The organism is Sphingobacterium olei (assembly GCF_005048855.1).
In the GTDB taxonomy this organism is placed as follows: domain Bacteria; phylum Bacteroidota; class Bacteroidia; order Sphingobacteriales; family Sphingobacteriaceae; genus Sphingobacterium; species Sphingobacterium olei.
Map to the genome: position 1 here is coordinate 170,041 of NZ_SUME01000006.1, position 23,607 is coordinate 193,647.

Consider the following 23,607-nt stretch of genomic DNA (forward strand, 5'->3'; position numbering starts at 1 on the left):
CTGCACAAACACGAATGAATATGGTTTGGATATTCCATATGATAATTAAAAAAACAAATATATACATATGAATAATAAATATAATTAGTATACGGATGAAATTAAAACAATTGGGTATAGGTCTCGCTGCAGTCGTTTTCTTCGCAGCTTGTAACAATCAACCAAAGACAGATGAAGCAAGTAAAGTGGATCCTGCCGAAGTGGTCACGCCTACGGAGAACACCGAGCCGTTGTCTGGTAAAGGTAAGATCGAATTTGAAGAAGATGCTTTTGACTTTGGTACTATTAAGGAAGGCGAAGTGGTGAATCATGTCTTTAAATTTAAAAATACGGGTGAAGAGCCTGTTATCCTTTCTGCGGTAAGTGCTTCATGTGGATGTACGACTCCGGATTATACGAAAGATCCGATATTACCTGGGAAAGAAGGTGAGATAAAAGTGAGCTTTAATAGTCAAGGACAAGTCGGGACCCAACAAAAAATAGTTACGGTGAGTTCTAATGCTATGAATAAAGTAACTACGGTCCAAATTAAAGGCGCGGTAGTAGAAAAATAAATAAGTAATCAATTAAAAAGAACAAATAATGTTAACAGTTTTATTACAAGCAGCAACAGGTGGAAGCAGTATATATAGCTTCTTACCAATGATTTTAATCGTCGTGGTATTTTATTTCTTCATGATCAGACCGCAAATGAAGAAGCAAAAGGATCACAAAAAATATATCGAAGAACTAGGGGTGAATTCAAAGATAGTAACTACGGCAGGTATTCACGGAAGAATCGTGGAAGTGAGTGACACGACGTTTTTGGTTGATGTAGGTTCTGGTGTGAAAATGCGTTTTGACAAATCGGCGGTCTCTTTAGAAGCATCGCGTTTGGCAAATGGAGAAGGCGCGAAAAAAGCGTAATTTATTTTCAAAAGGTATTATTCAAAGCCGTTCACTTCTGAATGGCTTTGTTGTTTTATAGTAGATCGTAGCTTAGATAAATTGTTTAAATTAAACCTTCGTTTTTATTATACTCCTACTTTTTAAGATTGATCCCAGACTATTTATTAACTTTGTGTAATGAAGCAAAGAAGATTTAATAAGAACCAGCGTCGGAAGATTTCGATATTTGTGCGTTGTATTATTATTTCGTTTATTGCTTGGACCTTAATTGCGATTTCTAATAAATACACCGTTACATTGAAGACCGGAATAGAATATATTAATATTCCCGAAAAAAGAGCTTTTCATCCGCTTCAGTCAGATACAGTCAACGTGCGCGTAAAAATGAGTGGTTGGGATCTGTTGTTCAGTAAATTTAATCCGGACAGTTCTAATATCCAGGTGGATCTCAGTAATCTGAAGAGTCGAAACTTTATTGTGTTCAGTAATCAATTAGGATTTATTAATCGACAATTTCCGGCAAATAAGCAGGTAACTCACGTTGCCCCAGATACGCTTTACTTCGATTTTTCGAAACAAACCCAGCGGAAAGTGCCTGTAAAAGTGCCTTATAATATCACCTTTCGTAAGCAGTATGGCATCACGGGAGAAACCAGGGTAAATCCGGCATATGTTACCATTACAGGCCCATTAGAGGATGTGGCTAATATTGAGTTTTTGGAGACGGATACGATTCGAGGGATACAAATCCAAACGGATGTACGAACGGTAGCTAATATCAACCGCAATCAACGTACGAATATATCAATTTATCCTACGATTGCAGAAATCGTGATTCCGGTAGGAGAACTTACGGAAAAGGTGATCGAGATACCTTTAAAGATTGAAAATGCCAGAAAATTTACATCTGTACGAACTGTTCCAAGTAAGGTCACCATCACTACCTTGGTGTCATTAAAAGATTATAACAAATGGTCTGCCAGGGACTTTGAAGCAGTTGTTGATTTGGAAAGTTGGGTTGAGAATGGTGTCACTAGCCTACCCGTCATATTGACCCAGGTTCCTGATTTTAGTAAGATTATTAAGATTGAACCGCAAAATGTGGATTTTTTCGTCAGAAAATAATAACATGTTAAAGATAGGAATAACAGGAGGGATCGGTACTGGGAAAAGTTTTGTCAGCAAAATTTTTAAAAGTATGGGAGTGCCGTTTTATGATGCAGATAAGGAAGCGAAAGATATTATGACTAAAAGTGATATCGTGCGTCGAGGTTTGATTGATGCATTTGGATCTGAAACCTATCGTGAAGATGGCGCGTTAAACCGAAAATGGTTAGCTGATAAGGTGTTTAAAGACCCTGAGAAGCTTCAAGTATTAAATGGGATTGTTCACCCTGTTGTAATCCAAAGTGCTGTGGATTGGGCAGAAAAACAAAAGGGCGCATATAGCCTTAAAGAAGCTGCCCTACTTTACGAAAGCGGTTCTTACCAATCTTTGGATTATACGATTTTAGTTGCTGCCCCATTGGAACTGCGTATAAAAAGAGTGATGAAACGAGACAATGTATCGGAGGAAGAGGTATTGGATAGGATGAGTAGACAGATGTCTGAAGAAGAGAAGAAAGGGTATGCAGATTTTATTGTTGTTAATGATGAAATTGCTCCTTTGCTGCCGCAGGTATTGGCCATTCACCATAAGTTAATGGAGAAGTAATGGCTGAAATAATGGCTGATTTTTTAGTGGAAACGGCAAAAGGGTACTACTGTTCGTACGGCGATTTCTACATTGACCCCCTAATGCCTGTGGATACCGCATTAATTTCCCATGCGCATGGCGATCATGCTAGACCCGGACATCGCCGTATTCTAGCGACTAATACGACCACAATCTTTATGCAGCACCGTTTCGCAAAGCAAGACCTGAAATCCTATAAGGTGATATCGTATAACGAATCTTTCTTTTTGGCTGATGTGAAGATTACGTTTTTTCCTGCTGGCCATATTTTGGGGTCAGCACAAATACTCATGGAGTACAAGGAGACAAGATATCTATACACGGGAGATTATAAACTACAGGACGATGCCACATGTGAACCCCTCGTTTTTGTAAAGGCCGACGTACTCATAACGGAAACAACTTTTGCTAACCCGAATATTGTTCATCCGGATCAGGTCGAAGAAATTTCTAAACTGACTGCGACAAATCATAACATGATGCTGGGATGTTATTCTCTCGGTAAGGCGCAAAGGTTAACCTACCTCTTAAACGTGTATTGCCCTGAAAAGGTAATATATGTACATCACAACATTGCTCCGATTCATCGCATCTATGATACCTACGGTTTCGTGCCGCTAAAATATGAGATCTATAACCGTAAAGTGATGAAGGATGGCATAAACAAGATATATTTAGTACCGCCATTGACTTTTAACAGTTACTTCCGAGCGAAGAATGTTATACGGGTTTTTGCTTCCGGTTGGAAAAGGTTACAACACAATAACGATTTGTCTCTTTACATCTCAGATCATGTGGATTGGAAAGATTTACTTCAATGTATTGAAGCGTCTAATCCAAGAGAGATATGGACTGTACATGGAGACGGCGCCATGCTAAAAAGCTATTTTGAAGGAAAGATCGTTGTTCGAAATATGGCGAAAATTACTGCGTTTTAAAACCTTAACCATTCCCTGTTGTTATCTATACGGTTAAAAGAATGGACTTAATTAAAAGATAGGATTATGAATAAATTTTTTAGAGCATTAATTGCTGGATGGGGTGCGAAAAAAATGGGATTTGGTTGTTTCGGAACCATCATCGTTTTTATCATAATTTATTATCTTTTGGGATATTTAGGATAATAAAAAAGGACTTATTGAAATAATAAGTCCTTTTTTATTATGGTGGTGCCAGCTGGATTCGAACCAGCGACACAAGGATTTTCAGTCCTTTGCTCTACCAACTGAGCTATGGCACCTCAAGTTTTTGATTTGAATCTGTTACTTTCAGATTTTTTGGTGGTGCCAGCTGGATTCGAACCAGCGACACAAGGATTTTCAGTCCTTTGCTCTACCAACTGAGCTATGGCACCTTTTTGCTTAACTTTTTACCGTTGTTGCGATGCAAATGTAGTTTCTTTTTTTTAATTCTAAAACTTTTAAGGTAAATATTTTCGGGAGAAAACCCAATGCCTTGATTCTGATTAAGATAAAATTACATCAAATAAACACTCGAATCCACGAATTTAGGGTATCTTTGCACTTTATTGAATTGTTATGAGTAAAAAGGGTAGAGTATTGGTCGCAATGAGTGGAGGAGTGGATAGTTCTGTGGCGGCCGTAATGTTACACGAGCAAGGATACGAAGTCATTGGAATTACCATGAAAACTTGGGATTACGCAAGTTCAGGTGGTTCTTCAAAGGAAACAGGGTGCTGTAGTTTAGACAGTATCAATGATGCAAGAGCCTTAGCTGTAGGTTATGGGTTTCCACATTATATTTTAGATATAAGAGATGAGTTTGGAGATTTTGTAATCGATAATTTTGTGGACGAATATATCGCCGGACGTACGCCTAACCCTTGTGTATTGTGTAATACACACATTAAATGGTCTGCGCTTATGAAACGAGCCGACAAGCTGGATTGTGAATTTATAGCGACCGGACACTATGCGAATATTCGTATGCATGATAATGGACGTTATGTAATCTCCAAAGGACGTGACGAAAATAAAGATCAATCGTATGTATTATGGGGAGTTTCTCAGGAAAACTTAGCACGGACGCAATTTCCATTGGGAAACTTTACGAAAAAGGAAATTCGCCAGATGGCATTGGAGATGGGACAACAGGAGCTCGCGAATAAATCGGAGAGCTATGAGATCTGTTTCGTGCCTGAGAATGATTATAGAGCTTTTTTAAGACACAAGAAACCTACATTGGATCAAGAGATAGGTCCAGGTAATTTTATTCTTTCTGATGGCACGGTAGTGGGGCAACACATCGGTTATCCCTATTTCACAATAGGGCAACGTAAGGGATTAGGTGTTGCATTTGGTAAACCAATGTATGTTATCGAAATCTTACCGGAAAGTAACTCGGTAGTGGTGGGTGAGGAACACGAATTGGAGAAGGCAGAGGCGTTTGTACGGGATATTAATCTAATTAAATATGCTTCTTTGGACGAGCCGATGAATGCAATCACAAAAATTCGTTATAAAGATGCCGGAGCACAATCTGTGCTCACCCAACAAGGAAATATTATGCAGGTTGATTTTCCGCATAATGTAAAGGGTATTGCGCCAGGTCAATCTGCTGTTTTCTACGAAGGCAATGATTTGATTGGTGGTGGTTTTTTAATGAAGTAAAAACGTTTATTTTTTTGAACAAGTAGTTCTATATTTATTATAGCAAAAGGTGCTGAGATTTCTCGGAACCTTTTGCATTTTTAGAATAAAATTCTAATTACCCCTAATAGTTATCTTTCCTTCCTTCCCCGGAGACCCTGAATAGATTTGTCCTTGTGGAAGTCCTCTTAAGCCGGGAGCTGAAGTCGCTATCCGACTGTATATATTCGCTACCTCCGAACTTGGTGTTACACGAAGACCACCAGGAGTCACATCGACAAATAAATAATTTTTATCTTTTTTATTTGCAGTCTGGGGAGAAATTCCCTCGTTGTCGTAGCTGATGTTTACAGTTCCTGCGTCACCGTTAGGGAATGTCTTGGTCCCGTTGAATGCATCTATGCCACGGGCTACTACATATAAAGATCCTAATTTTTGAAAATTTATCGTGATGTCGAAGTCTGATGCATTATTTTGACCAGCCTGTCCGCTGATCAGTGCTTTATTTCCTATTTCCGCATGCTTCACGATAAGTTTTACATCCTTTTTACCAAAGAATTGCAAAGAAGAATTATCCTTCATGATTAGGGTGTCAATATAAATAACAGCCGAAGAGTCGCGTTCAGAAAAGACTTTCCTTTCTTTTTTGTTTAGTACCAGTTTATCAAAATGCTGCTCATTAACCTGAGCTTGAGTATTAAGAAAACCAAATACCGCCACAAATACACCTAATATTATTTTTGTTTTCATACCTAATAAGTTTAACTTCAATTATATCCAAAGGTTTAATCATTCTTTAAATATGTTACAATTAGCTTAGCTGTTTTTTCCGAGGCTCCGGAGGTGCCAAGTTTTTCAGCCAGCAGGTCATAATTTTCCAACACACTTGCACGGTGTTTTGGATTCATAATCAATTCTTTAAGCTCATCTCGGATGTCCTCCGGATTACAGTCTTGTTGTATAAGTTCTCTTACCGATAAAAAATCGTTGATCAGATTTACCAAAGAAATAAAACGTACTTTGATCAACTTGCGCGCGATCATAATGGTAATCGGATTGGCTTTGTAAACGACCACTTGCGGAACTTTCAATATACCTGTTTCCAAAGTCGCTGTGCCACTCGTGACGACCGCTGCTTGCGCGTGCTTTAATAAGTCGTAGGTTTGATTAAAAACGATAGGAATTGGCAAGTCATTAGTGTATTTTCTATAGTAAGACTCATCGAAATTAGGTGCTCCGGCAATCACTAACTGATGCCCTGGGAATGCGTAATAGAGTTCTACCATATTGGGCAAGATTTGATCGATTTCCATCTTGCGACTACCTGGCAACAGTGCTATAATCGGTTCCGATGCTAGACCGTTGTCCACAATAAAGTTTGGATTAAAAGAATAGCTGGAGATGGCGTCTAAAAGTGGATTTCCGACATAATCAACTTTTACCCCAAAGCTTTTATAAAAATCAACTTCAAAAGGAAGTATACAGAACATATGGTCTACAACCTTTTTGATTTGGTGTACGCGGCCCTGATTCCAAGCCCATATCTTAGGAGAAATATAGTAACAGACTTTGATATCATTCGTTTTAGCAAAAGAGGCGATTTTTAAATTAAATCCGGGAAAATCAATGAGTATAACCGTGTCAGGGTTGTATTTCAATAGATCTCGTTTTACTGTATTAAGGTTTTGGGATATGGTCTTTAAGTTTTTAAGAACTTCTATAAACCCCATAAACGCCATTTCGGACGTGTGTATCAATGGTTTTTGTCCTGTTGCCGCTTCCATCAAGTCACCGCCAACAATTTTGAATTCCGCTGAAGGATCTTCTATCTTCAGTGCTTTTATCAGATTGGAGCCATGTAAATCGCCAGATGTTTCGCCTGCTATTATATAGTATTTCATTAGCGTAAATATTTATGAATATAAGAATTCAATATCATAAAATGAATTCATTGCTCAATCTTAGTCACTTCTTTCATCCTTCGAATATTTTTCCAAATCAGACTCGTGTACATTGTAAATAACATTGAAATTAGGAAAACTTTGCTACATGATGCAGCAAAGAACGGAATTCCATAAATAATGGGAAAATAATGTCAATGATAGTTTTCAATACAAATTAAAAAACTATCGTTGAAGATTTAACTAAAAAATAGGGCCTGATTTTTTTAAGCCGTTTTTTAGATACCCAGCTCTACCTGGAACATGGCTCCCCATGCACTTTTGTTGTTGGTATTACTGTAAATTCCGTCTTTTACGGTATAGCTCGCATTCAACTGAAATTTGAGCCTGTGGGCCTTCATATACTTTGTTAATCCTACTTCAAGAACTTCGATTTGGTCTTCTAGGTTGGCGATGTCGCTATGGGGTCTTACAAAGGTATATCGCCCTGCGATTTCATAGCCATGATTCAATAAATATGAGCTCTGTTGATTGAGCCCCCAACCTTTATATGCGTAGGTTTCCTCTGCTTTGTCGTCGTCAATTACATTAAGTGGGTTATCGACATCACGTTGCATGTACTCCGTTTGATAAGCGAAACCCTGATATTTGAAAATAGCATCGGCAAACATTGTTTTTAAGGTAAATGGATTTTTAACGAATCGTCCGGTCTGTCCACCCTCACGCACGGTATTGTCGTTGTAGCTGTATCCTGTCCCGATTGATAGTTTAGGTGTTTCCTCGCGTTCGATGTCTCCTTCAGAATAATCGCCATCATTCGTGAATTTTCCAAATGGCAGAAATTCTATCCTTCCGGTATAAGCGAGACCCTTGTCTGTTGAATTTACCGGCCGTCCCTCTCCCGTCGAAATGGCAGCCTTTGCATTAAACGGCATGTTGCCTATTTTCTTGCTCAAATTTAAACTCAAACCAAAATCACGGTCTACGGTAAAATTAGTATTTACAAGCGACCTATCTGCAAATTGTAATTGTCCGGAGGAATTCACGCGTTGACGATTACCGGGTAGTTTGTTTTGGCCAAAAGATATGTAGAAATCATCCGAAAAATTGTAAAATAATACAGCGTCACGTACAATGTTGGGAATACCGGTGTCGTCAAAATCCTGATCTCCCCGCGTGAAGGCAAGTTGTACGGAATACGAGATCTTAGGTGTATAAATATAGCCATCCATTCGCATTCTGAGACGGCGTATACGCGCATCAAATTTTCCGTTATCTGCTTCGTCTAACGTGTTTGAAAATCCGACACGGTTTTGCATACGGAATCTAAAATTTGTATAGAATAGCGAGTCTTTAGAAGTATATTGGATGCCTTTAAAGTTTAAAATAGTGGCACGGTCATCGCGTTCTTGGGCTTTTGCAAAATTGCATACACTTAATATGGAAAATAAGACTATCAATACCTTTTTAAGTACTCTCATGGTATAATTTTCAGGTTTAGATGGATGGTTCTTGTTGACTTAAACAATGGAAACTCCCTAATCCCCATATGATATCTATTGAATTGATCCCGATAACTTTTCTGTCGGGGAAACAGCCTTGGATGATGTCCAATGCTTTTTGGTCATTATCGTCCGCAAAAGTGGGAACGACTACTACTTCATTAGCGATGTAAAAGTTTGCATATGATGCTGGAAGTCTTGTTTCGTCGTATACGACAGGGTGGGGCATCGGCAGTTCAATGATTTGTAATGGGCGTCCATCCAATAGTCTGAGATTTTTCAACGTTTTGAGATTATCCTGTAGAATGGCATAATTTTCATCTTCCTGATTTTCTTCTACAACAGTCAATACGGTATCTTCGTTAACAAAACGTGTAATATCGTCAATATGCCCATCCGTATCGTCCCCAACAATACCGTCTCCGAGCCACAAAACTTGTTTTTGTCCGTAATATTCTTTTAAATAGTCTTCGATTTGCTCTTGGTTCAAATGCGGATTACGATTTTTATTAAGCAGGCAGGCAGTGGTTGTCAAAATCGTTCCGTTTCCATTAAATTCGACAGAACCACCTTCCATAACAATAGAAGGGGTGAAGAGTTTATGCCCGAAATGATTGGCGACCTGAGTTGGAATAACATCATCTAAGTCGTAGGGAGGATACTTATCTCCCCAAGCATTATAACCCCAGTCCACCACTGCTTTTTCTCCGGTTTGTTTATTCAACACGAAAGCTGGACCGTGGTCTCTACACCAAGCATCATTTGTGGGATGAAAAAAGAATTCAATGTTTTCTAAATTGGCGGATATTTCAGTCAGGTATTTCAATGCAAAAGACTTCATCTCTTCATCTCTCACATTAATTCGTACCTTTTGACCTTCTGCTACAGCTTTGATAAATTCAGAATAAGGCTTAAAAATCGATTCAATTTTTCCGGGCCACGATTCTTCTTTATGTGGCCAACTTAGCCACATGGCATCCTGTTTTTCCCACTCCGCAGGGAAACTAAAACCATCCTTTTTTGGTGTATTTAAGTTATTCAATTTATCGTGTGTTTAGTAATTCTAATGTGTTATTGATATGCCCATAGGTGTTCCATTTTTCATGGACGGGAATGATCATCTTCATTTAAACATTAATCTTCATCCAAGAATCGCTTTGTTATTGGAGCGTAGGTCTCGATACGCCTGTCGCGTAAAAAAGGCCAATGCTTGCGGAAATAATCTGATTGTTGTAGGTCGATTTCTACCACATCCACTTCTTCGCTATCATGAGAAGCCAGATATAATAGTTTACCTTGCGCATTCGTTACGAAGCTTCCTCCCCAAAATTTCATTGCACCTTCTTGTTCAAAACCAACACGATTTACAGATACCACAGGTACACCATTGGCTACGGCGTGCGAGCGTTGAATCGTTTGCCAAGCGTTGTACTGATCTTGATTTGTTTCCTCATCTTGATCTGTTGCCCAACCAATTGCGGTAGGGTAAAATAAAATTTCAGCCCCCATTAAAGCGGTAATACGTGAGGCTTCCGGATACCATTGATCCCAACAGATCAATACACCGATTTTTCCGAATTTAGTAGGGAATACCTTATAACCTAAATCTCCCGGAGTAAAATAGAATTTTTCATAAAATGCCGGATCATCGGGGATGTGCATTTTACGATATTTCCCTAAATAGCTGCCATCCGCATCTAATACCGCTGTTGTGTTGTGATATAAACCCTGTGCACGTTTTTCAAATAGCGAAGCAATTATAACAACATTAAGTTCTTTTGCAACAGCTGATAATGCATCTGTTGATGGACCAGGTATAGTTTCCGCTAGGTCAAAGTTGTCATAATCTTCAACATCACAAAAATATAATGAAGTAAATAATTCTTGAAGACATATAATTTGAGCACCTTTAGCAGCAGCTTCTCTCACCTTCTGAATTGCTTTATCCAAGTTTTGTTGTTTGTCTGCTACGCACGACATTTGAACTATACCAACGTTTACTTTGCTCATTTTTCCTAAATTATGATAGTACGTTGCAAAGATAAGATTATTGAATTAATTATATCTAAAGGGGCTATAATCTCGTTTATTTATTGCATAAATTTACATATCTAAAACAGTGTTCACGTTAATCGATAATAAACGGGAGCTGGTCGAGAAAATATATTTAGGGTATTGCGTAAAATTATACATATCGATATGGATGCATTCTATGCATCGGTGGAGCAACGGGATTTTCCTGAATTTCGAGGTCACCCCTTAGCTGTTGGAGGTTCTCCGGACGGAAGAGGGGTTGTAGCTACTGCCAGTTATGAAGCACGTAAATTTGGGGTACGGTCGGCGATGTCTTCCCGTCAGGCTATGCAGTTGTGCCCTCATTTATTGTTTACTCCGCCACGTTTTGATGTTTATAAAGGTGTCTCTTCTCATATCCGTACTATTTTCAAACGATATACTGATATGATAGAACCGTTGTCGCTGGACGAAGCTTATTTGGACGTTACAGAAGATAAATTAAAAATTGGATCGGCCATAGAAATAGCGAAGCAAATAAAGGATGCTATTCGTAACGAGTTAAATCTTACCGCTTCAGCTGGTGTGTCGACCAATAAATTTATTGCGAAAATTGCTTCGGATTACAATAAGCCAGATGGATTGACGTTTATAGGACCCTCTAAAATAATTCCATTTATGGAAGCATTGCCTATTGATAAATTTTTTGGAGTCGGAAAAGTTACCGCCCAAAAAATGAAAGGAAAAGGTATCCATTATGGTAAAGACCTGAAGAAATATTCCCAAGAGGAACTCATTCGACAATTTGGAAAATCTGGTAAGTTTTACTTCCATATTGTAAGAGGACAGGATAATAGACCGGTGCAACCCAATCGGATAAGTAAATCCATAGGAGCTGAAGATACATTTGAGACAGATATTTCGGACGTAATGGTACTCAAAACCGAATTGCAAAATCTAGTTCTAAAAGTTGAAAGGAGAATAGATAGTAAAGCAAAAATGGGAAGGACGGTTACTTTAAAGGTCAAATTCTCGGATTTTACACAAATCACACGTAGCTACACTTCAATTTATTATATAAACTCTTATGCTGATATCTATGCGCAAGTCGAGAAATTATTTGACAATCTCCTTTTAGATGAAAAGAAAGTAAGACTTCTTGGTGTTACGCTTTCCAATTTCTATGAAGAAGATGTGAAAAAATTGGAAAGCAACCAATTATCACTGTTTTAAAATTTGTGACTCGATAGGATGCACAATTATTTTTTCTTTTTTAATTGTTGCTATAACGTTTATTTGTAATTTAGAGGTGTAATAACCAGTTGTAGTATGATAAAGCAATTTTTATTAGGAAGTATTCTGTTATCTAGCAGTGTTTTTTGTATGGGGCAAAATACAGTCCAATTGGAATTTGATTCCGAACAAACCATCATCATCAATAAACATATTTATGGTCATTTTGCTGAGCACCTGGGAAGATGTATTTATGATGGCTTTTATGTGGGAGAAAGTAATACCACAATACCCCATACCAAGGGAGTGCGAAACGATGTGGTGGATGCATTAAAAAAGCTTCAAATACCTAATTTACGATGGCCCGGAGGTTGCTTTGCGGATACCTATCATTGGAAAGATGGAATAGGAAAAAAGGAATCTCGCCCAACTATTGTAAATAATTGGTGGGGAGGAGTGACGGAAGACAATTCGTTTGGTACGCATGACTTTTTAGATATGTGTGAGTTGCTCGCTACTGAGCCCTATTTAGCAGGAAATGTAGGCAGTGGTGAAGTACAGGAATTAGCGGATTGGGTACAATACGTCAATTTTTCAGGGAAAGGCCCCATGTCTGATTTAAGAAAATTAAATGGCCGTGAAGACCCTTGGAACGTGAAGTATTGGGGAGTGGGAAATGAGGCTTGGGGATGTGGTGGGAATATGACTCCAGAATACTATTCGGATATCTATCGCAAGTATTCAACCTTCATGGCAGACTGGGACAATAGTGGCGGGCTGTACCGCATAGCATCGGGAGCGAGTGGAGATGATTATCATTGGACGGAGACATTAATGAAGAAAATTCCAAGTAGTCTCATGAAAGGAGTTGCGCTACACCATTATGCAGTGATCGATTGGAGTAAAAAAGGGCCTTCGATCGATTTTACTGAAGAACAGTATTTTAAAACCATGAAATCTGCTTGGTTTATGAATGAATTGATTGAAAAGCATTCCGCAATTATGGATAAATATGATCCCAAAGGAAAAATCGATCTTGTAGTAGATGAATGGGGAGGATGGTATGAAGTGGAGGTGGGAACTAATCCGGGGTTTTTATACCAGCAAAATACAATGCGTGATGCGATGATTGCTGGGATGACACTGAATATTTTCAACAATCATGCGCGTAGGGTGAAGATGGCTAACCTTGCTCAGACGATTAATGTATTACAGGCAGTGATTCTTACTGAGGGGGAAAAGATGCTTTTAACACCCACGTATCATGTGATGGAAATGTATAAAGTGCATCAAGATGCAACACTCATTCCGTTAAAACTGATTTCGGAAGATTTTACGTTTATGGATGAGCGCATTCCTGCTGTATCGGCGTCTGCCTCGCAGAATGTGGATGGAACAACACATATCTCGTTGGTGAACATTGATCCAAAATCTCCTAAGAAAATAAGTGTGGATATGGGTGAAATCAAAGCGAAAACTGTCGGCGGACGTATTCTAAGCGCTAAAAAATTACGCGATTATAATTCGTTTCAAGAGCCCGAAAAGATTTCTCCGCGACGTTTTACTGCCGCGACATTAACCAACGGAAAGATAGAAGTAGAAATTCCACCGTTCTCCGTAGTTGTATTGCATCTTAATTAGTGATTTGCAATCCTGCTGTTAATTATTTACTTTTTAGGATTGTTTTTTTAGGATTGTTTTGCTTTGTCAAAATCACAACCACAGCCTTTGCCGCAACCACCTTGCTGGTTTTTAGAAGGAATAAATCTTTTCACTACATATAATACGGCTGCGATAAATATGAGTGCGATAATGATATATTGAATGGTTTCCATATCAATTTATTTTAAAAGCTGATAAGCAACTAAAGCGACCAAATAAGCGAGTCCGGTCATAAATCCTGTTTGTATCAATGTCCATTTCCAAGAACCTGTCTCTCTTTTTACAACGCCTATTGTTGCCATACATTGCATAGCGAAAGCATAAAACAACAATAATGATATTCCTGTGGCAAAATTATATGTGGGCATGCCCGTATTGCGATTTATTTCACCTTTCATGCGCTCAAATAATGTTTGTCTTTGCCCTTCATCTTCAATATCTACATCTTCTCCTAAGCTATAAACTACCGCCATGGTGCCGACAAAAACTTCTCTTGCAGCAAATGAAGCTAATAAGCCTATTCCTACTTTCCAATCATATCCCAATGGCCTAATCAAGGGTTCAATACCACGGCCTAAGTAACCTAGATAAGAGTATTCGGTTTTGTAAGCCGTTACTTCGTTGTCTATTTCCTCTTGTGAGAATTCAGGATTGGCTTCCGCGATATATGTTTCCGGATCTGAGAACCTGTCCGTAGGCCCGAAATTTCCTAGAACCCATAGAATGATGGAAATGGCTAAAATTATTTTACCGGCTCCTATTAAAAATCCTAATGATTTTTCCCATACGGTATTCAATACATTCTTCCAATCTGGAACTTTATACGTGGGTAATTCAAAAATTAGAAAGGATTTACGAATTGATTTTATGATTTTATTCAGTACGAGGGCAGACAACAACGCGCCAAGTATACCCAAGATGTACATTCCGAATAATGTCATGCCCTGCAGGTTGAATCCCAAAAACGTTTCATCCGGAATGACAAGTCCGATGATAACGATATATATCGGAAGTCTTGCAGAACAAGTCATAAATGGCGTAACCAATATAGTCAATAGGCGTTCTTTTGGGTTTTCAATATTACGTGCAGACATAACCGCAGGGATGGCACAGGCAGCTCCGGACATTAACGGAATGACGGATTTACCATTCAACCCAAAAGGCCTTAACCACCGATCCATTAAAAACACGACCCGACTCATATAGCCTGTCTCTTCCATAATAGCGATAAATAGAAAGAGAATCACGATTTGAGGCAGGAATATAACAATTCCCCCAATTCCGGCAATAACCCCATTTACCAATAAAGCGCTTAAAGGACCTTCCGGCAATGCCGCGGCGGTAGAATCCGATAAAGAAGCAAAAAGGGTATCTATACCATCCATCAAAGGGCCGGCCCAACTGTAAATAGCCTGAAATATAAGAAATAATAGTCCGAAGAATACGACGTAACCCAACACAGGATGTATCAGTAGGTTGTCTATTTTTTCTGTAATAGATAGCCGTTTGTTTTCCTTCTTAGAGATAATCGATGCCAAGTCATTTGCAACCTTATCGTGCCGCGATATAGACTCATCCTTTTGCAATTCTTGGGTATCGAGCTGATGAGATTGACGTATTTTTTGCAATGCAGCTATTTTCTCCAGGGGAAGACTGCGCACGCTATCTTGTGCTAAATATTGCCAAGTTAGGTACTCTGTTGCCAAAGGAAATAACTGTCTCGCATCCTTTAATGCGTTCTGATATTTTTGAGGTAAATCAAATGCACCAAAGTAAGGTTTTAGTTCAATGTCAAAATGTTGAATTAATTGATCTATACCTTTACCAGAACGGGCATTGGTTTTGACAACTTTTGTTTGTAAATAGTTTTCGAGTGCAGTATAATCTACATGTAAACCCTTTTGGTCTACTTCGTCGATCATATTGATAACAAAAATTGCGGGTAAGCCTAGTTCACGAACTTGCTGATATATTACTATTCCTCTGTTAACACTAGATGGTTCAGTAACAACTACGGTTAAGTCCGGAAAATCTTCGTTAGACTGATCGCTTAAAATATTGAAAACAACTTCCTCATCCAAGGAGTTCGGAAACAATGTATAAGTCCCCGGAAGATCGATTATTTTGTATTCTTTCGCATCTGTCTTTAACGTTCCAATACGTTTATCTACCGTGATACCGGGATAATTACCAACTTTTTGATTTAATTTTGTTAATCTGTTAAATAATGATGTCTTACCTACATTTGGATTTCCTAATAAAGCTATTGTTTTTCTTTTCATTATATCTTATTAATCAAAATTAAGTTAGCTTCTTTTTTGCGAATAGCAATTAAAGAATCTTGCTGAATGATGTTTACACACATTGGCCCTTGTAAAGGAGCTATATGTTTTATTTCGATCGACGTTCCAGGCGTGAATCCTAACTCATAAAACTTTGCAGGAAGTTCATTACTTTTAAAAGAATGAATTATTGCTTTTTCGCCTTTTTTTAATTTGTCTAAAGTAATATTGTTTTGCATTTTGTATCTTAGATAAGATATTATTTATTAGAAATGTCCAAATATAGTCAAAATAGAAGTTTTACAGGAGCACAATCTGTCACGCTTTTGTATTATTTAGAATTATTATAAACATGAAGATCAACGAGCTAGTGAAAGTTAAAAAATTTAGAGACGATTGGCATAAAGCAACTATAAACATCATCTATACTAATAGTTGGATTGTTAAAAATTTAGAGCAACGAGCAAATAAAAAAGAAATTACACTTCAGCAATTTAATGTTTTACGAATTCTAAGAGGGCAATATCCCAAAGCCGCATCTAATAATCTTTTAAAAGAAAGAATGATTAATAGTACACCCGATATTTCAAGATTGGTAGACCGTATTGTAGCAAAAGGCTTGGTGATGCGTACAAAAAATATTCGCGATAAAAGATCCGTCGACCTAGAGATTACGGAAAAAGGTCTACAACTTCTTGATGAAATTGAAGAAGATATGATGTTGACGGATTTAGTCAATAGTAATATAACCGAACAGGAGGCACTTCAATTGAGTAATTTGTTAGATAAGTTTCGAGGAGCAAATAACGGTATAGATGAATAGTTAATGTTGATGGTCGTCGTGATCATGATGCTCATGCTGATGAGGTGCATCGTGGCTATGCGTATGGGAGTCAAATAGGAAATTGCTCAATGAAACCGCTATTCCAAGGAATACGGCTATCATCTTTTTCTTGTTAAATTTATGATGATCTGCAGATCCGGATTCAAATAAAATCGTGGTGGAGATGTGTAAGAATATACCTATTACTACTGCCATGATTTTGTCAAAGTATTGAGAAATATTTCCAATACTGCCGTTGCTAATTGTTCTACTTAATATAAAACCCAATGGTGTCATTATGGCAAATATAACAAGCATTAAAATAATGCTTTGTTTTTTCAATGAAGTATGAAGCAATAAACTTCCAAGGGCAAAAGCCGCTGGGATATGGTGTATGGCTATTCCGAAAACCAACTGTGATTGGTGTTCTGACGCCAATGGCATGCCCTCTAAAAGCGCGTGTAGACATAAACTTATCATTATTCCTATCGGAAAAGCCTGATGACTATCATGATGTATATGCCCATGTTCAATACCTTGAGAAAATTGTTCTAAAACCAATTGGAAAATAAAACCTCCTAATATAAACAATCCAATTATCTCGGGACTGCTGGTGTTAGAATGGTATACATGAGGTATGAGGTGTAGTACCGTTATAGCAAATAAATATGCACCACTAAATGAGAGAATGAGCTTGAGTAAATTTGTATTGTTGCGCTTGACAAAAAATACGGCTAATCCACTTGCTAAAGCAGAACCAAATAAAATTGTAATAATTAGAGCAGAACTCATATAGATGTGTTTTCTTGAATGTTTTCGTTTGCGAATTTAGGTAGTAATCTTACGAAGAGGTTTCCATTAAGGATTCCTATTAAGGCGCCAAAGATAGCTCCACATAAAATGTCAAAAGGATAGTGTACACCTACGTATATCTGAGAAATCGAAATTAATGCGGCCCATGTAATGGATAACCACAGGGTGTGTTTCCACCTTCTTCTGAAGAGTACAATCCAGAAAAATGCCATTGCAAAGTGATTCGTAGCGTGAGAACTTGTAAAGCTGTAGCCCGAACCACATCTAACGCGAAGATTAATGTCATGCTTGAATTCAATATCGTTGCAGGGGCGGAGACGTTTTACAGTTTTTTTGATAAGATGGGAGGAAATACCATCCGAAATGCCAAAATTAATTAAGGTACAAAGGACGATTGCAATACCGAACCGGCCATAATTTTTTATGAAAAAAATAATTAAAAATAAATAGAGAGGCGCCCACGTATATGGATTCCGAAGTATGGGTAGCAACCAGTCAAATGCGAGATTACTCATCCCCTGATTGATAATCAGGAATATTTCTTTATCTAATTCTATTATTTGCTGCAACATGCGTAGTGATTTTGTGATTTTATCCGATAAAAGTACATTATTTTATAAGGAATAAAAATAAGTAGAAATTGTTTAAATACACAAAGTTGCAACAAAGGTATGTTTTTGGATTCAAATATTGAAGTATTTATTGTAAATTCTCATGTAAATGATTATTTCATGAACTCGCACGCTCGGTTTGTTTTTTAAAGGTCATAAGGAATATCCAAGTTATTTTTATCTGCATTTGTGTTTGAACGTCATGGATATTTATTATTAATAGCTTATTTTTACCACCATTAAATATTAGAAATATTATGACTTTAATTAAATCCATATCCGGCATTCGAGGTACTATAGGCGGAAAACCAGGTGAATCGTTAACACCGATTGATATTGTTAAATTTACGGCAGCCTTTGGTAAGATTTTAATCGGTAAAACAGGTAATAAGAAAATAGTAGTCGGAAGAGATGCACGAGAATCGGGTGAAATGGTGAATAACCTAGTCATAGGTACGTTACAAAGTATAGGTGCCGAGGTTGTCGATTTGGGACTGTCTACGACACCTACGGTAGAAATTGCAGTGCCACTTGAAAAAGCTGCAGGAGGAATCATCCTAACTGCTTCACATAATCCAGGGCAATGGAATGCGCTAAAACTATTAAATCATGAAGGGGAGTTTATTTCCGATATAGAGGGCAAGGAGGTACTTGCATTGGGTGAAAGTTTGGATTTCGATTTTGCTGAGGTACAAGAATTGGGGCAAGTTGTTCATGATCAAAGTTACTTGCAGAAACATATTGATGCTGTTTTGGCTTTGGAATACGTGGATGTGGAGGCTATTAAAAGCGCTAATTTCAAAGTAGCTGTTGATGCGGTTAATAGCTCGGGCGGTATATTCATCCCTGCATTATTGGAGGCTTTAGGAGTTGATGCGGTATATCAGATCCATTGTACGCCAAATGGTAAATTCCCACATAACCCTGAACCGCTTAAAGAAAACCTGACGGATCTATCCGCTGCGGTATTGGAGCATGGAGCCGATCTAGGGATTGCCGTAGATCCGGATGTGGATCGCTTAGTATTCATGATGGAAGACGGCGAGCTTTTTGGAGAAGAATATACATTAGTTGCGGTGGCCGATTATATCCTTCAGCATCAAAAGGGTAACACCGTATCAAATCTATCATCGACCAGAGCATTACGCGACATCACACAAAAACATGGTGGAGCATATTTTGCGGCAGCTGTTGGCGAGGTAAATGTTGTGACTAAGATGAAAGAAGTAGATGCCGTGATTGGTGGAGAGGGAAATGGTGGTGTTATCTATCCGGCTTCGCATTACGGACGGGATGCATTGGTAGGCGTAGCTATTTTCTTGTCTCATTTAGCCAAATTGGGAAAGAAAGTTTCGCTGTACAGAGCGGAGCTTCCACAATATTTTATGTCAAAGAACAAAATTACATTAACTCCCGAATTGGATATCGATAACTTATTGGCTAAAATGCAGGAAAAATATGCCCATGAAAATCATTCCGTTATAGACGGATTGAAAATCGATTTTGAGAACGAATGGGTACATCTTCGTAAATCGAATACAGAACCGATTATCCGTATTTACTCCGAAGGGCAGACTCCTCAGGCAGCAGAAGCAATTGCGGAGCGGATTATTGCCGAGATGAAAGAAATTATTGGTTAAGTATTGTCGTGCAAACGAAAAAAGGATCCTTTCAGTGGATCCTTTTTTCGTTTGCTACCATTTCCAAGCCAATATCCGTGACGTTTTTTGACCTTGTTTCATCTCAATTACTTCAACTTTGGAAGCTTTGTGATATTCCAAAATAGATATAAGTGGCTTTAAATGATCTTTGTTAGAAACTAAAGAAGTAATCCAATTTAGATTTTTCTTGAATTCCATACTTTCATAAATGAGCTTACTGATGAAAGCTTTTTCGCCTCCTTCATACCATAGCTCATTGGCATGTCCACCGAAGTTTTGAACCGGTAAAGCGTCTTTCTTTTTGTTCAGGTTGTCGAATTTTTTGGTGGTACTTTTCCAATGTTCTTCCCTTGAGCCGTAATATGGAGGATTACCCATTACGACATCAAATTTATCGTTGTCGTATATGATGCCCGCTAGAATTTTGTTTTTATCATCCTGAAATCGCAGATCAATCTGTTTCTTCAACCATACGTTTTTATTGATATTAATTTCGGCGTGGTGGATGGAAGTTCTGTCGATTTCCGTTCCTACAAATTTCCATTCATATTCTTGAGCCCCAATTAGTGGATATATCAGACTCGATCCTGTTCCGATATCCAAGATATTTATTTTTGGTCCTTTTGGAAGCTCTCCATTATTTTCAGAAGCTAATAAATCCGCCATGTAATGCACATAATCTGCTCGTCCGGGGATAGCCGGACAAAGACTGTTCTTAGCAATCTCCCAATGCTTTAGCTTATAATCGGTTAATAATATGGATTTATTCAATTCAAAAACGGCCTTAGGATCAGAAAATTCTATGGTTTCCTTGCCAAAATCATTGATAAATATATGCTGTTTAAGTCCTGCGTATCTGCTGCTCAACTTTTTTAAATCGTATCCTGATTGGTGCTTGTTCCGAGCATGCAGTTTGGGAGTGGATTTTGCGTTATTAGCCATCTATGTGTATTTTTATGCAAAGGTACTGTTTTTTTTTCTTCCTATCTTGCTAAATATTAGGTACCTTTGCAACCTATTAATTCATAGAATCACTTGATATTTAACAGTATAATTGTGCATACTGATTTCAGGCGTTTCTTAACTTTAAATAATTTAAAAATCATAGTTGTTCATGATTAACATTACGCTCCCTGACGGCTCGGTACGTCAGTATGAAAAAGGTACTACCGCCATGCAGATAGCCCTTTCTATTTCCGAAGGTTTAGCAAGAAATGTATTGGCAGCAGAAGTAAATAGTGAGGTTTGGGATGCCTCTCGTGCTATTGAAGAAGACGCTAGCGTAAAATTATTGACGTGGAATGACGATAAAGGTAAATCAACCTTTTGGCATTCTTCTGCTCACTTGTTGGCCGAGGCTTTGGAATCTCTTTATCCCGGTGTCAAATTTGGAATCGGTCCTTCTATCGAAACCGGTTTTTACTACGATGTAGATTTTGGTGATCGTGAATTTTCTTCAGATGATTTCAAGCTGATCGAAGATAAGATGTTGGAATTGGCGAAGCAAAAAGAAATCTTTGAGCGTAAAGCAGTTTCCAAAGCAGATGCATTGTCTTATTTCACTGAAAAAGGAGATGAGTATAAACTGGATCTCATCAAAGACCTGGAAGACGGGAAGATTACGTTTTATTCGCAAGGGAATTTCACAGATCTGTGTCGTGGTCCTCATATCCCAAATACAGGGTTTATAAAAGCAATAAAACTTACGAATGTAGCCGGGGCGTATTGGAGGGGGGATGAAACCCGCAAACAATTGACCCGTATTTATGGGGTCACTTTTCCTAAAGCTTCCGAGCTTTCAGATTATTTGAAATTTATCGAAGAAGCTAAAAAGCGAGATCACCGCAAATTGGGGAAAGAATTGGAATTGTTTGCTTTCTCTGAAAAAGTGGGAGCTGGACTACCGTTATGGTTGCCAAAGGGAACTGCCCTTCGTCAAAAATTACAGGATTTTCTACAAAAAGCACAGCTAAAAGCAGGGTATGAGCCAGTGATTACACCGCATATCGGAAACAAACAATTATACATTACTTCTGGTCACTACGAGAAGTATGGTGCGGATGCATTTCAGCCTATTCATACACCTGTAGAGGGAGAAGAATTTTTCTTGAAACCGATGAACTGCCCACATCACTGTGAGATTTATAAAATAAAACCTCGGTCGTATAAGGAGTTGCCGGTTCGCTTTGCTGAATTTGGTACAGTATATCGTTATGAGCAATCGGGTGAATTACACGGCTTAACTCGTGTACGCGGGTTTACACAAGATGATGCCCACTTGTTTTGTCGTCCAGACCAGGTGAAGGAAGAATTTAAAAAAGTAATTGATTTAGTATTGTATGTTTTTGGAGCCTTGGGTTTTAAAGATTATACGGCGCAAGTATCGTTACGTGATCCGGACAATAGAACGAAATATATCGGTACAGACGAAAATTGGGCTTTAGCGGAGAATGCGATTATCGAGGCTGCAGCAGAAAAAGGACTAAATACAGTCATTGAATACGGTGAAGCTGCATTCTACGGCCCTAAATTGGACTTTATGGTCAAGGATGCTTTAGGACGTAAATGGCAGTTAGGTACCATTCAGGTGGATTACAATTTACCAGAACGTTTTGAATTGGAGTATACAGGTAGCGATAATCAAAAACACCGCCCTGTCATGATCCACCGTGCTCCCTTTGGTTCATTAGAACGTTTTGTAGCGGTATTGATCGAACATTGCGCAGGGCAATTTCCATTATGGCTTGCGCCTGAGCAATTTATCGTGTTGCCGGTGTCAGAAAAATATGAAGATTATGCACAAAAACTTTTAGAATCGCTAAATAATTCCGATATTCGCGGTCTGATTGACCTTCGTGATGAGAAGGTTGGTCGTAAGATTCGTGACGCTGAAGTTAAAAAATTGCCTTATATGTTGATTGTAGGGGAAAAAGAGATGGAAAGTGGCACAGTTTCTGTTCGCAAACACGGGTCAGTAGATTTGGGTTCAATGACCCCTGACGAATTTAGAGAAGTATTAATTAAAGAAATAACCGTTTAAATTTTTAAACATTTGGCATTAAAAAGACCGAGTGGTCCAAGACCACCAATGAGAAAGAAAGAACCAGATCACCGCATTAACGAACATATTCGCGTGCCAGAGGTACGCTTAGTGGGAGATAATGTGGAACAAGGGGTTTTCTCAACGCGCAAAGCATTGGAACTAGCCGATGAATTGGAACTTGATTTAGTGGAGATTTCGCCAAATGCTGTTCCGCCGGTTTGTAAAATAATTGATTACAGTAAGTTCGCTTTCGAACAAAAGAAAAAGCAAAAAGAAATCAAAGCTAATGCAAAGCAAACTGTCATTAAGGAGATCCGTTTCGGGCCTAATACCAGTGAGCATGATTTTGAATTTAAATTAAAACACGCCATCCGCTTTTTGGAAGCAGGAGAGAAAGTACGTGCATACGTACACTTCAAGGGACGTGCTATCGTGTTTAAAGAACAGGGAGAAATCTTATTGCTTCGATTCGCGCAGGCTTTAGAGGATTATGGTAAAGTAGAGTTGCTACCGAAATTAGAAGGTAAGCGTATGTTCTTGACCTTAGCTCCTAAGGCTGCTAAAAAATAGAAAATCTAACAGATTGATATAAAATTTAAGTATTATGCCAAAAGTAAAAACCAATTCCAGCGCGAAAAAACGCTTTAAATTGACTGGAACAGGTAAAATTGCAAGAAAAAACGCTTACAAAAGCCACATCTTGACGAAAAAAACTACCAAACAAAAACGTAACTTAACAACAACTAGTTATGTTTCTGATGGTGATACAGGTAACGTAAAACGTATGCTAGGTATCGGTAAATAAGTTTTATCATCATTATTTATTAATAA

At 38.2% G+C, this 23,607-nt stretch carries 24 protein-coding genes and 2 tRNA genes; 13 read left to right on the forward strand and 13 right to left on the reverse strand.

All coding sequences use genetic code 11. The features are described 5' to 3' along the window. Positions 1 to 95: 95 nt before the first annotated feature. The 5 genes from FAZ15_RS15415 (at position 96) to FAZ15_RS22530 (ending at position 3,561) form a co-directional block, all read left to right on the forward strand. Complete coding sequence (locus FAZ15_RS15415; RefSeq protein WP_136902214.1) at positions 96 to 554, forward strand: DUF1573 domain-containing protein; 459 nt, start codon at positions 96 to 98, stop codon at positions 552 to 554. A 28-nt stretch (positions 555 to 582) separates the two neighbouring features. Next, complete coding sequence (gene yajC / locus FAZ15_RS15420) at positions 583 to 906, forward strand: preprotein translocase subunit YajC (protein ID WP_136902215.1); 324 nt, start codon at positions 583 to 585, stop codon at positions 904 to 906. 159 nt (positions 907 to 1,065) lie between these two features. Further along, positions 1,066 to 2,013 (forward strand): hypothetical protein, encoded by a 948-nt coding sequence (locus FAZ15_RS15425; RefSeq protein WP_136902216.1) that lies wholly within the window; start codon positions 1,066 to 1,068, stop codon positions 2,011 to 2,013. Positions 2,014 to 2,017: 4 nt separating this feature from the next. Next, on the forward strand, positions 2,018 to 2,602 hold the full coding sequence (gene coaE / locus FAZ15_RS15430) for a dephospho-CoA kinase (RefSeq protein ID WP_136902217.1): 585 nt from the start codon (positions 2,018 to 2,020) through the stop codon (positions 2,600 to 2,602). Continuing rightward, the gene (locus FAZ15_RS22530; RefSeq protein ID WP_162304973.1) at positions 2,602 to 3,561 is read left to right on the forward strand and encodes an MBL fold metallo-hydrolase; all 960 of its coding nucleotides are present in this window, start codon (positions 2,602 to 2,604) and stop codon (positions 3,559 to 3,561) included. Before coaE ends, FAZ15_RS22530 begins: the two co-directional genes overlap by 1 nt. Before the next feature lie 226 nt (positions 3,562 to 3,787). Here the strand turns inward: FAZ15_RS22530 and FAZ15_RS15440 are convergent. Beyond that, positions 3,788 to 3,863 (reverse strand) — tRNA-Phe (locus tag FAZ15_RS15440). A gap of 38 nt (positions 3,864 to 3,901) precedes the next feature. Beyond that, positions 3,902 to 3,977: transfer RNA gene (locus FAZ15_RS15445), tRNA-Phe, on the reverse strand. Between the two features lie 184 nt (positions 3,978 to 4,161). On the opposite strand from FAZ15_RS15445, the gene mnmA reads away from it, so the two are divergent. Continuing rightward, positions 4,162 to 5,253: a tRNA 2-thiouridine(34) synthase MnmA gene (gene mnmA / locus FAZ15_RS15450; RefSeq protein ID WP_136902218.1), complete on the forward strand. Its 1,092-nt coding sequence runs from the start codon at positions 4,162 to 4,164 to the stop codon at positions 5,251 to 5,253. A 93-nt stretch (positions 5,254 to 5,346) separates the two neighbouring features. On the opposite strand, the gene FAZ15_RS15455 is transcribed toward mnmA, so the two are convergent. The 5 genes from FAZ15_RS15455 to FAZ15_RS15475 all read right to left on the reverse strand — a co-directional run bounded on the left by FAZ15_RS15455 (position 5,347) and on the right by FAZ15_RS15475 (position 10,645). Further along, positions 5,347 to 5,982, reverse strand: coding sequence for a hypothetical protein (locus FAZ15_RS15455; protein ID WP_136902219.1), 636 nt, complete (start codon positions 5,980 to 5,982; stop codon positions 5,347 to 5,349). A 35-nt stretch (positions 5,983 to 6,017) separates the two neighbouring features. Next, positions 6,018 to 7,133, reverse strand: coding sequence for a lipid-A-disaccharide synthase (gene lpxB / locus FAZ15_RS15460; RefSeq protein WP_136902220.1), 1,116 nt, complete (start codon positions 7,131 to 7,133; stop codon positions 6,018 to 6,020). 278 nt (positions 7,134 to 7,411) lie between these two features. Continuing rightward, a complete protein-coding gene (locus FAZ15_RS15465; protein WP_136902221.1) occupies positions 7,412 to 8,614 on the reverse strand; it encodes a porin in 1,203 nt (400 codons plus the stop codon). 16 nt (positions 8,615 to 8,630) lie between these two features. Next, positions 8,631 to 9,677 carry an agmatine deiminase family protein gene (locus FAZ15_RS15470; RefSeq protein ID WP_136902222.1) on the reverse strand — a complete coding sequence of 349 codons (1,047 nt, stop codon included), beginning with the start codon at positions 9,675 to 9,677 and terminating at the stop codon, positions 8,631 to 8,633. Positions 9,678 to 9,769: 92 nt separating this feature from the next. Continuing rightward, positions 9,770 to 10,645 carry a carbon-nitrogen hydrolase gene (locus FAZ15_RS15475; RefSeq protein WP_136902223.1) on the reverse strand — a complete coding sequence of 292 codons (876 nt, stop codon included), beginning with the start codon at positions 10,643 to 10,645 and terminating at the stop codon, positions 9,770 to 9,772. 189 nt (positions 10,646 to 10,834) lie between these two features. On the opposite strand from FAZ15_RS15475, the gene dinB reads away from it, so the two are divergent. Together dinB and FAZ15_RS15485 are read left to right on the forward strand one after the other, a co-directional pair. After that, complete coding sequence (gene dinB, locus FAZ15_RS15480) at positions 10,835 to 11,881, forward strand: DNA polymerase IV (RefSeq protein WP_136902343.1); 1,047 nt, start codon at positions 10,835 to 10,837, stop codon at positions 11,879 to 11,881. Positions 11,882 to 11,977: 96 nt separating this feature from the next. Then, positions 11,978 to 13,522: an alpha-N-arabinofuranosidase gene (locus tag FAZ15_RS15485; RefSeq protein WP_136902224.1), complete on the forward strand. Its 1,545-nt coding sequence runs from the start codon at positions 11,978 to 11,980 to the stop codon at positions 13,520 to 13,522. 47 nt (positions 13,523 to 13,569) lie between these two features. Here FAZ15_RS15485 and FAZ15_RS15490 read toward each other — a convergent pair whose 3' ends face one another. Genes FAZ15_RS15490 through FAZ15_RS15500 form a run of 3 tightly spaced genes read right to left on the reverse strand, consistent with a single transcriptional unit; the run spans position 13,570 to position 16,064 of the window. Continuing rightward, on the reverse strand, positions 13,570 to 13,716 hold the full coding sequence (locus FAZ15_RS15490) for a FeoB-associated Cys-rich membrane protein (RefSeq protein ID WP_136902225.1): 147 nt from the start codon (positions 13,714 to 13,716) through the stop codon (positions 13,570 to 13,572). Between the two features lie 6 nt (positions 13,717 to 13,722). Further along, positions 13,723 to 15,825, reverse strand: coding sequence for a ferrous iron transport protein B (gene feoB / locus FAZ15_RS15495; protein WP_136902226.1), 2,103 nt, complete (start codon positions 15,823 to 15,825; stop codon positions 13,723 to 13,725). Continuing rightward, entirely contained in the window at positions 15,825 to 16,064 is a 240-nt protein-coding gene (locus tag FAZ15_RS15500; protein WP_136902227.1) for a FeoA family protein, read from the reverse strand. The genes feoB and FAZ15_RS15500 overlap by 1 nt, the downstream gene beginning before the upstream one ends. 113 nt (positions 16,065 to 16,177) lie before the next feature. Between FAZ15_RS15500 and FAZ15_RS15505 the strand changes: the two genes are divergently transcribed. Next, positions 16,178 to 16,648: a MarR family winged helix-turn-helix transcriptional regulator gene (locus FAZ15_RS15505; protein WP_136902228.1), complete on the forward strand. Its 471-nt coding sequence runs from the start codon at positions 16,178 to 16,180 to the stop codon at positions 16,646 to 16,648. Here the strand turns inward: FAZ15_RS15505 and FAZ15_RS15510 are convergent, their stop codons facing one another. Further along, on the reverse strand, positions 16,649 to 17,440 hold the full coding sequence (locus FAZ15_RS15510; RefSeq protein WP_136902229.1) for a ZIP family metal transporter: 792 nt from the start codon (positions 17,438 to 17,440) through the stop codon (positions 16,649 to 16,651). Further along, the gene (locus tag FAZ15_RS15515) at positions 17,437 to 18,033 is read right to left on the reverse strand and encodes a phosphatase PAP2 family protein (protein ID WP_136902230.1); all 597 of its coding nucleotides are present in this window, start codon (positions 18,031 to 18,033) and stop codon (positions 17,437 to 17,439) included. Before FAZ15_RS15515 ends, FAZ15_RS15510 begins: the two co-directional genes overlap by 4 nt. 296 nt (positions 18,034 to 18,329) lie before the next feature. On the opposite strand from FAZ15_RS15515, the gene glmM reads away from it, so the two are divergent. Continuing rightward, complete coding sequence (glmM, locus tag FAZ15_RS15520) at positions 18,330 to 19,712, forward strand: phosphoglucosamine mutase (RefSeq protein ID WP_136902231.1); 1,383 nt, start codon at positions 18,330 to 18,332, stop codon at positions 19,710 to 19,712. A 54-nt stretch (positions 19,713 to 19,766) separates the two neighbouring features. Here glmM and rlmF read toward each other — a convergent pair whose 3' ends face one another. Next, complete coding sequence (gene rlmF / locus FAZ15_RS15525; RefSeq protein WP_136902232.1) at positions 19,767 to 20,675, reverse strand: 23S rRNA (adenine(1618)-N(6))-methyltransferase RlmF; 909 nt, start codon at positions 20,673 to 20,675, stop codon at positions 19,767 to 19,769. A 172-nt stretch (positions 20,676 to 20,847) separates the two neighbouring features. Between rlmF and thrS the strand changes: the two genes are divergently transcribed. The 3 genes from thrS to rpmI are packed head-to-tail and all read left to right on the forward strand — an operon-like array spanning position 20,848 to position 23,581. Beyond that, positions 20,848 to 22,773, forward strand: coding sequence for a threonine--tRNA ligase (gene thrS / locus FAZ15_RS15530; protein ID WP_136902233.1), 1,926 nt, complete (start codon positions 20,848 to 20,850; stop codon positions 22,771 to 22,773). 48 nt (positions 22,774 to 22,821) lie between these two features. Beyond that, positions 22,822 to 23,346: a translation initiation factor IF-3 gene (gene infC, locus FAZ15_RS15535; RefSeq protein WP_394343815.1), complete on the forward strand. Its 525-nt coding sequence runs from the start codon at positions 22,822 to 22,824 to the stop codon at positions 23,344 to 23,346. Between the two features lie 34 nt (positions 23,347 to 23,380). Then, positions 23,381 to 23,581 (forward strand): 50S ribosomal protein L35, encoded by a 201-nt coding sequence (gene rpmI, locus FAZ15_RS15540; protein WP_136902235.1) that lies wholly within the window; start codon positions 23,381 to 23,383, stop codon positions 23,579 to 23,581. The last annotated feature ends 26 nt before the right edge of the window (positions 23,582 to 23,607 follow it).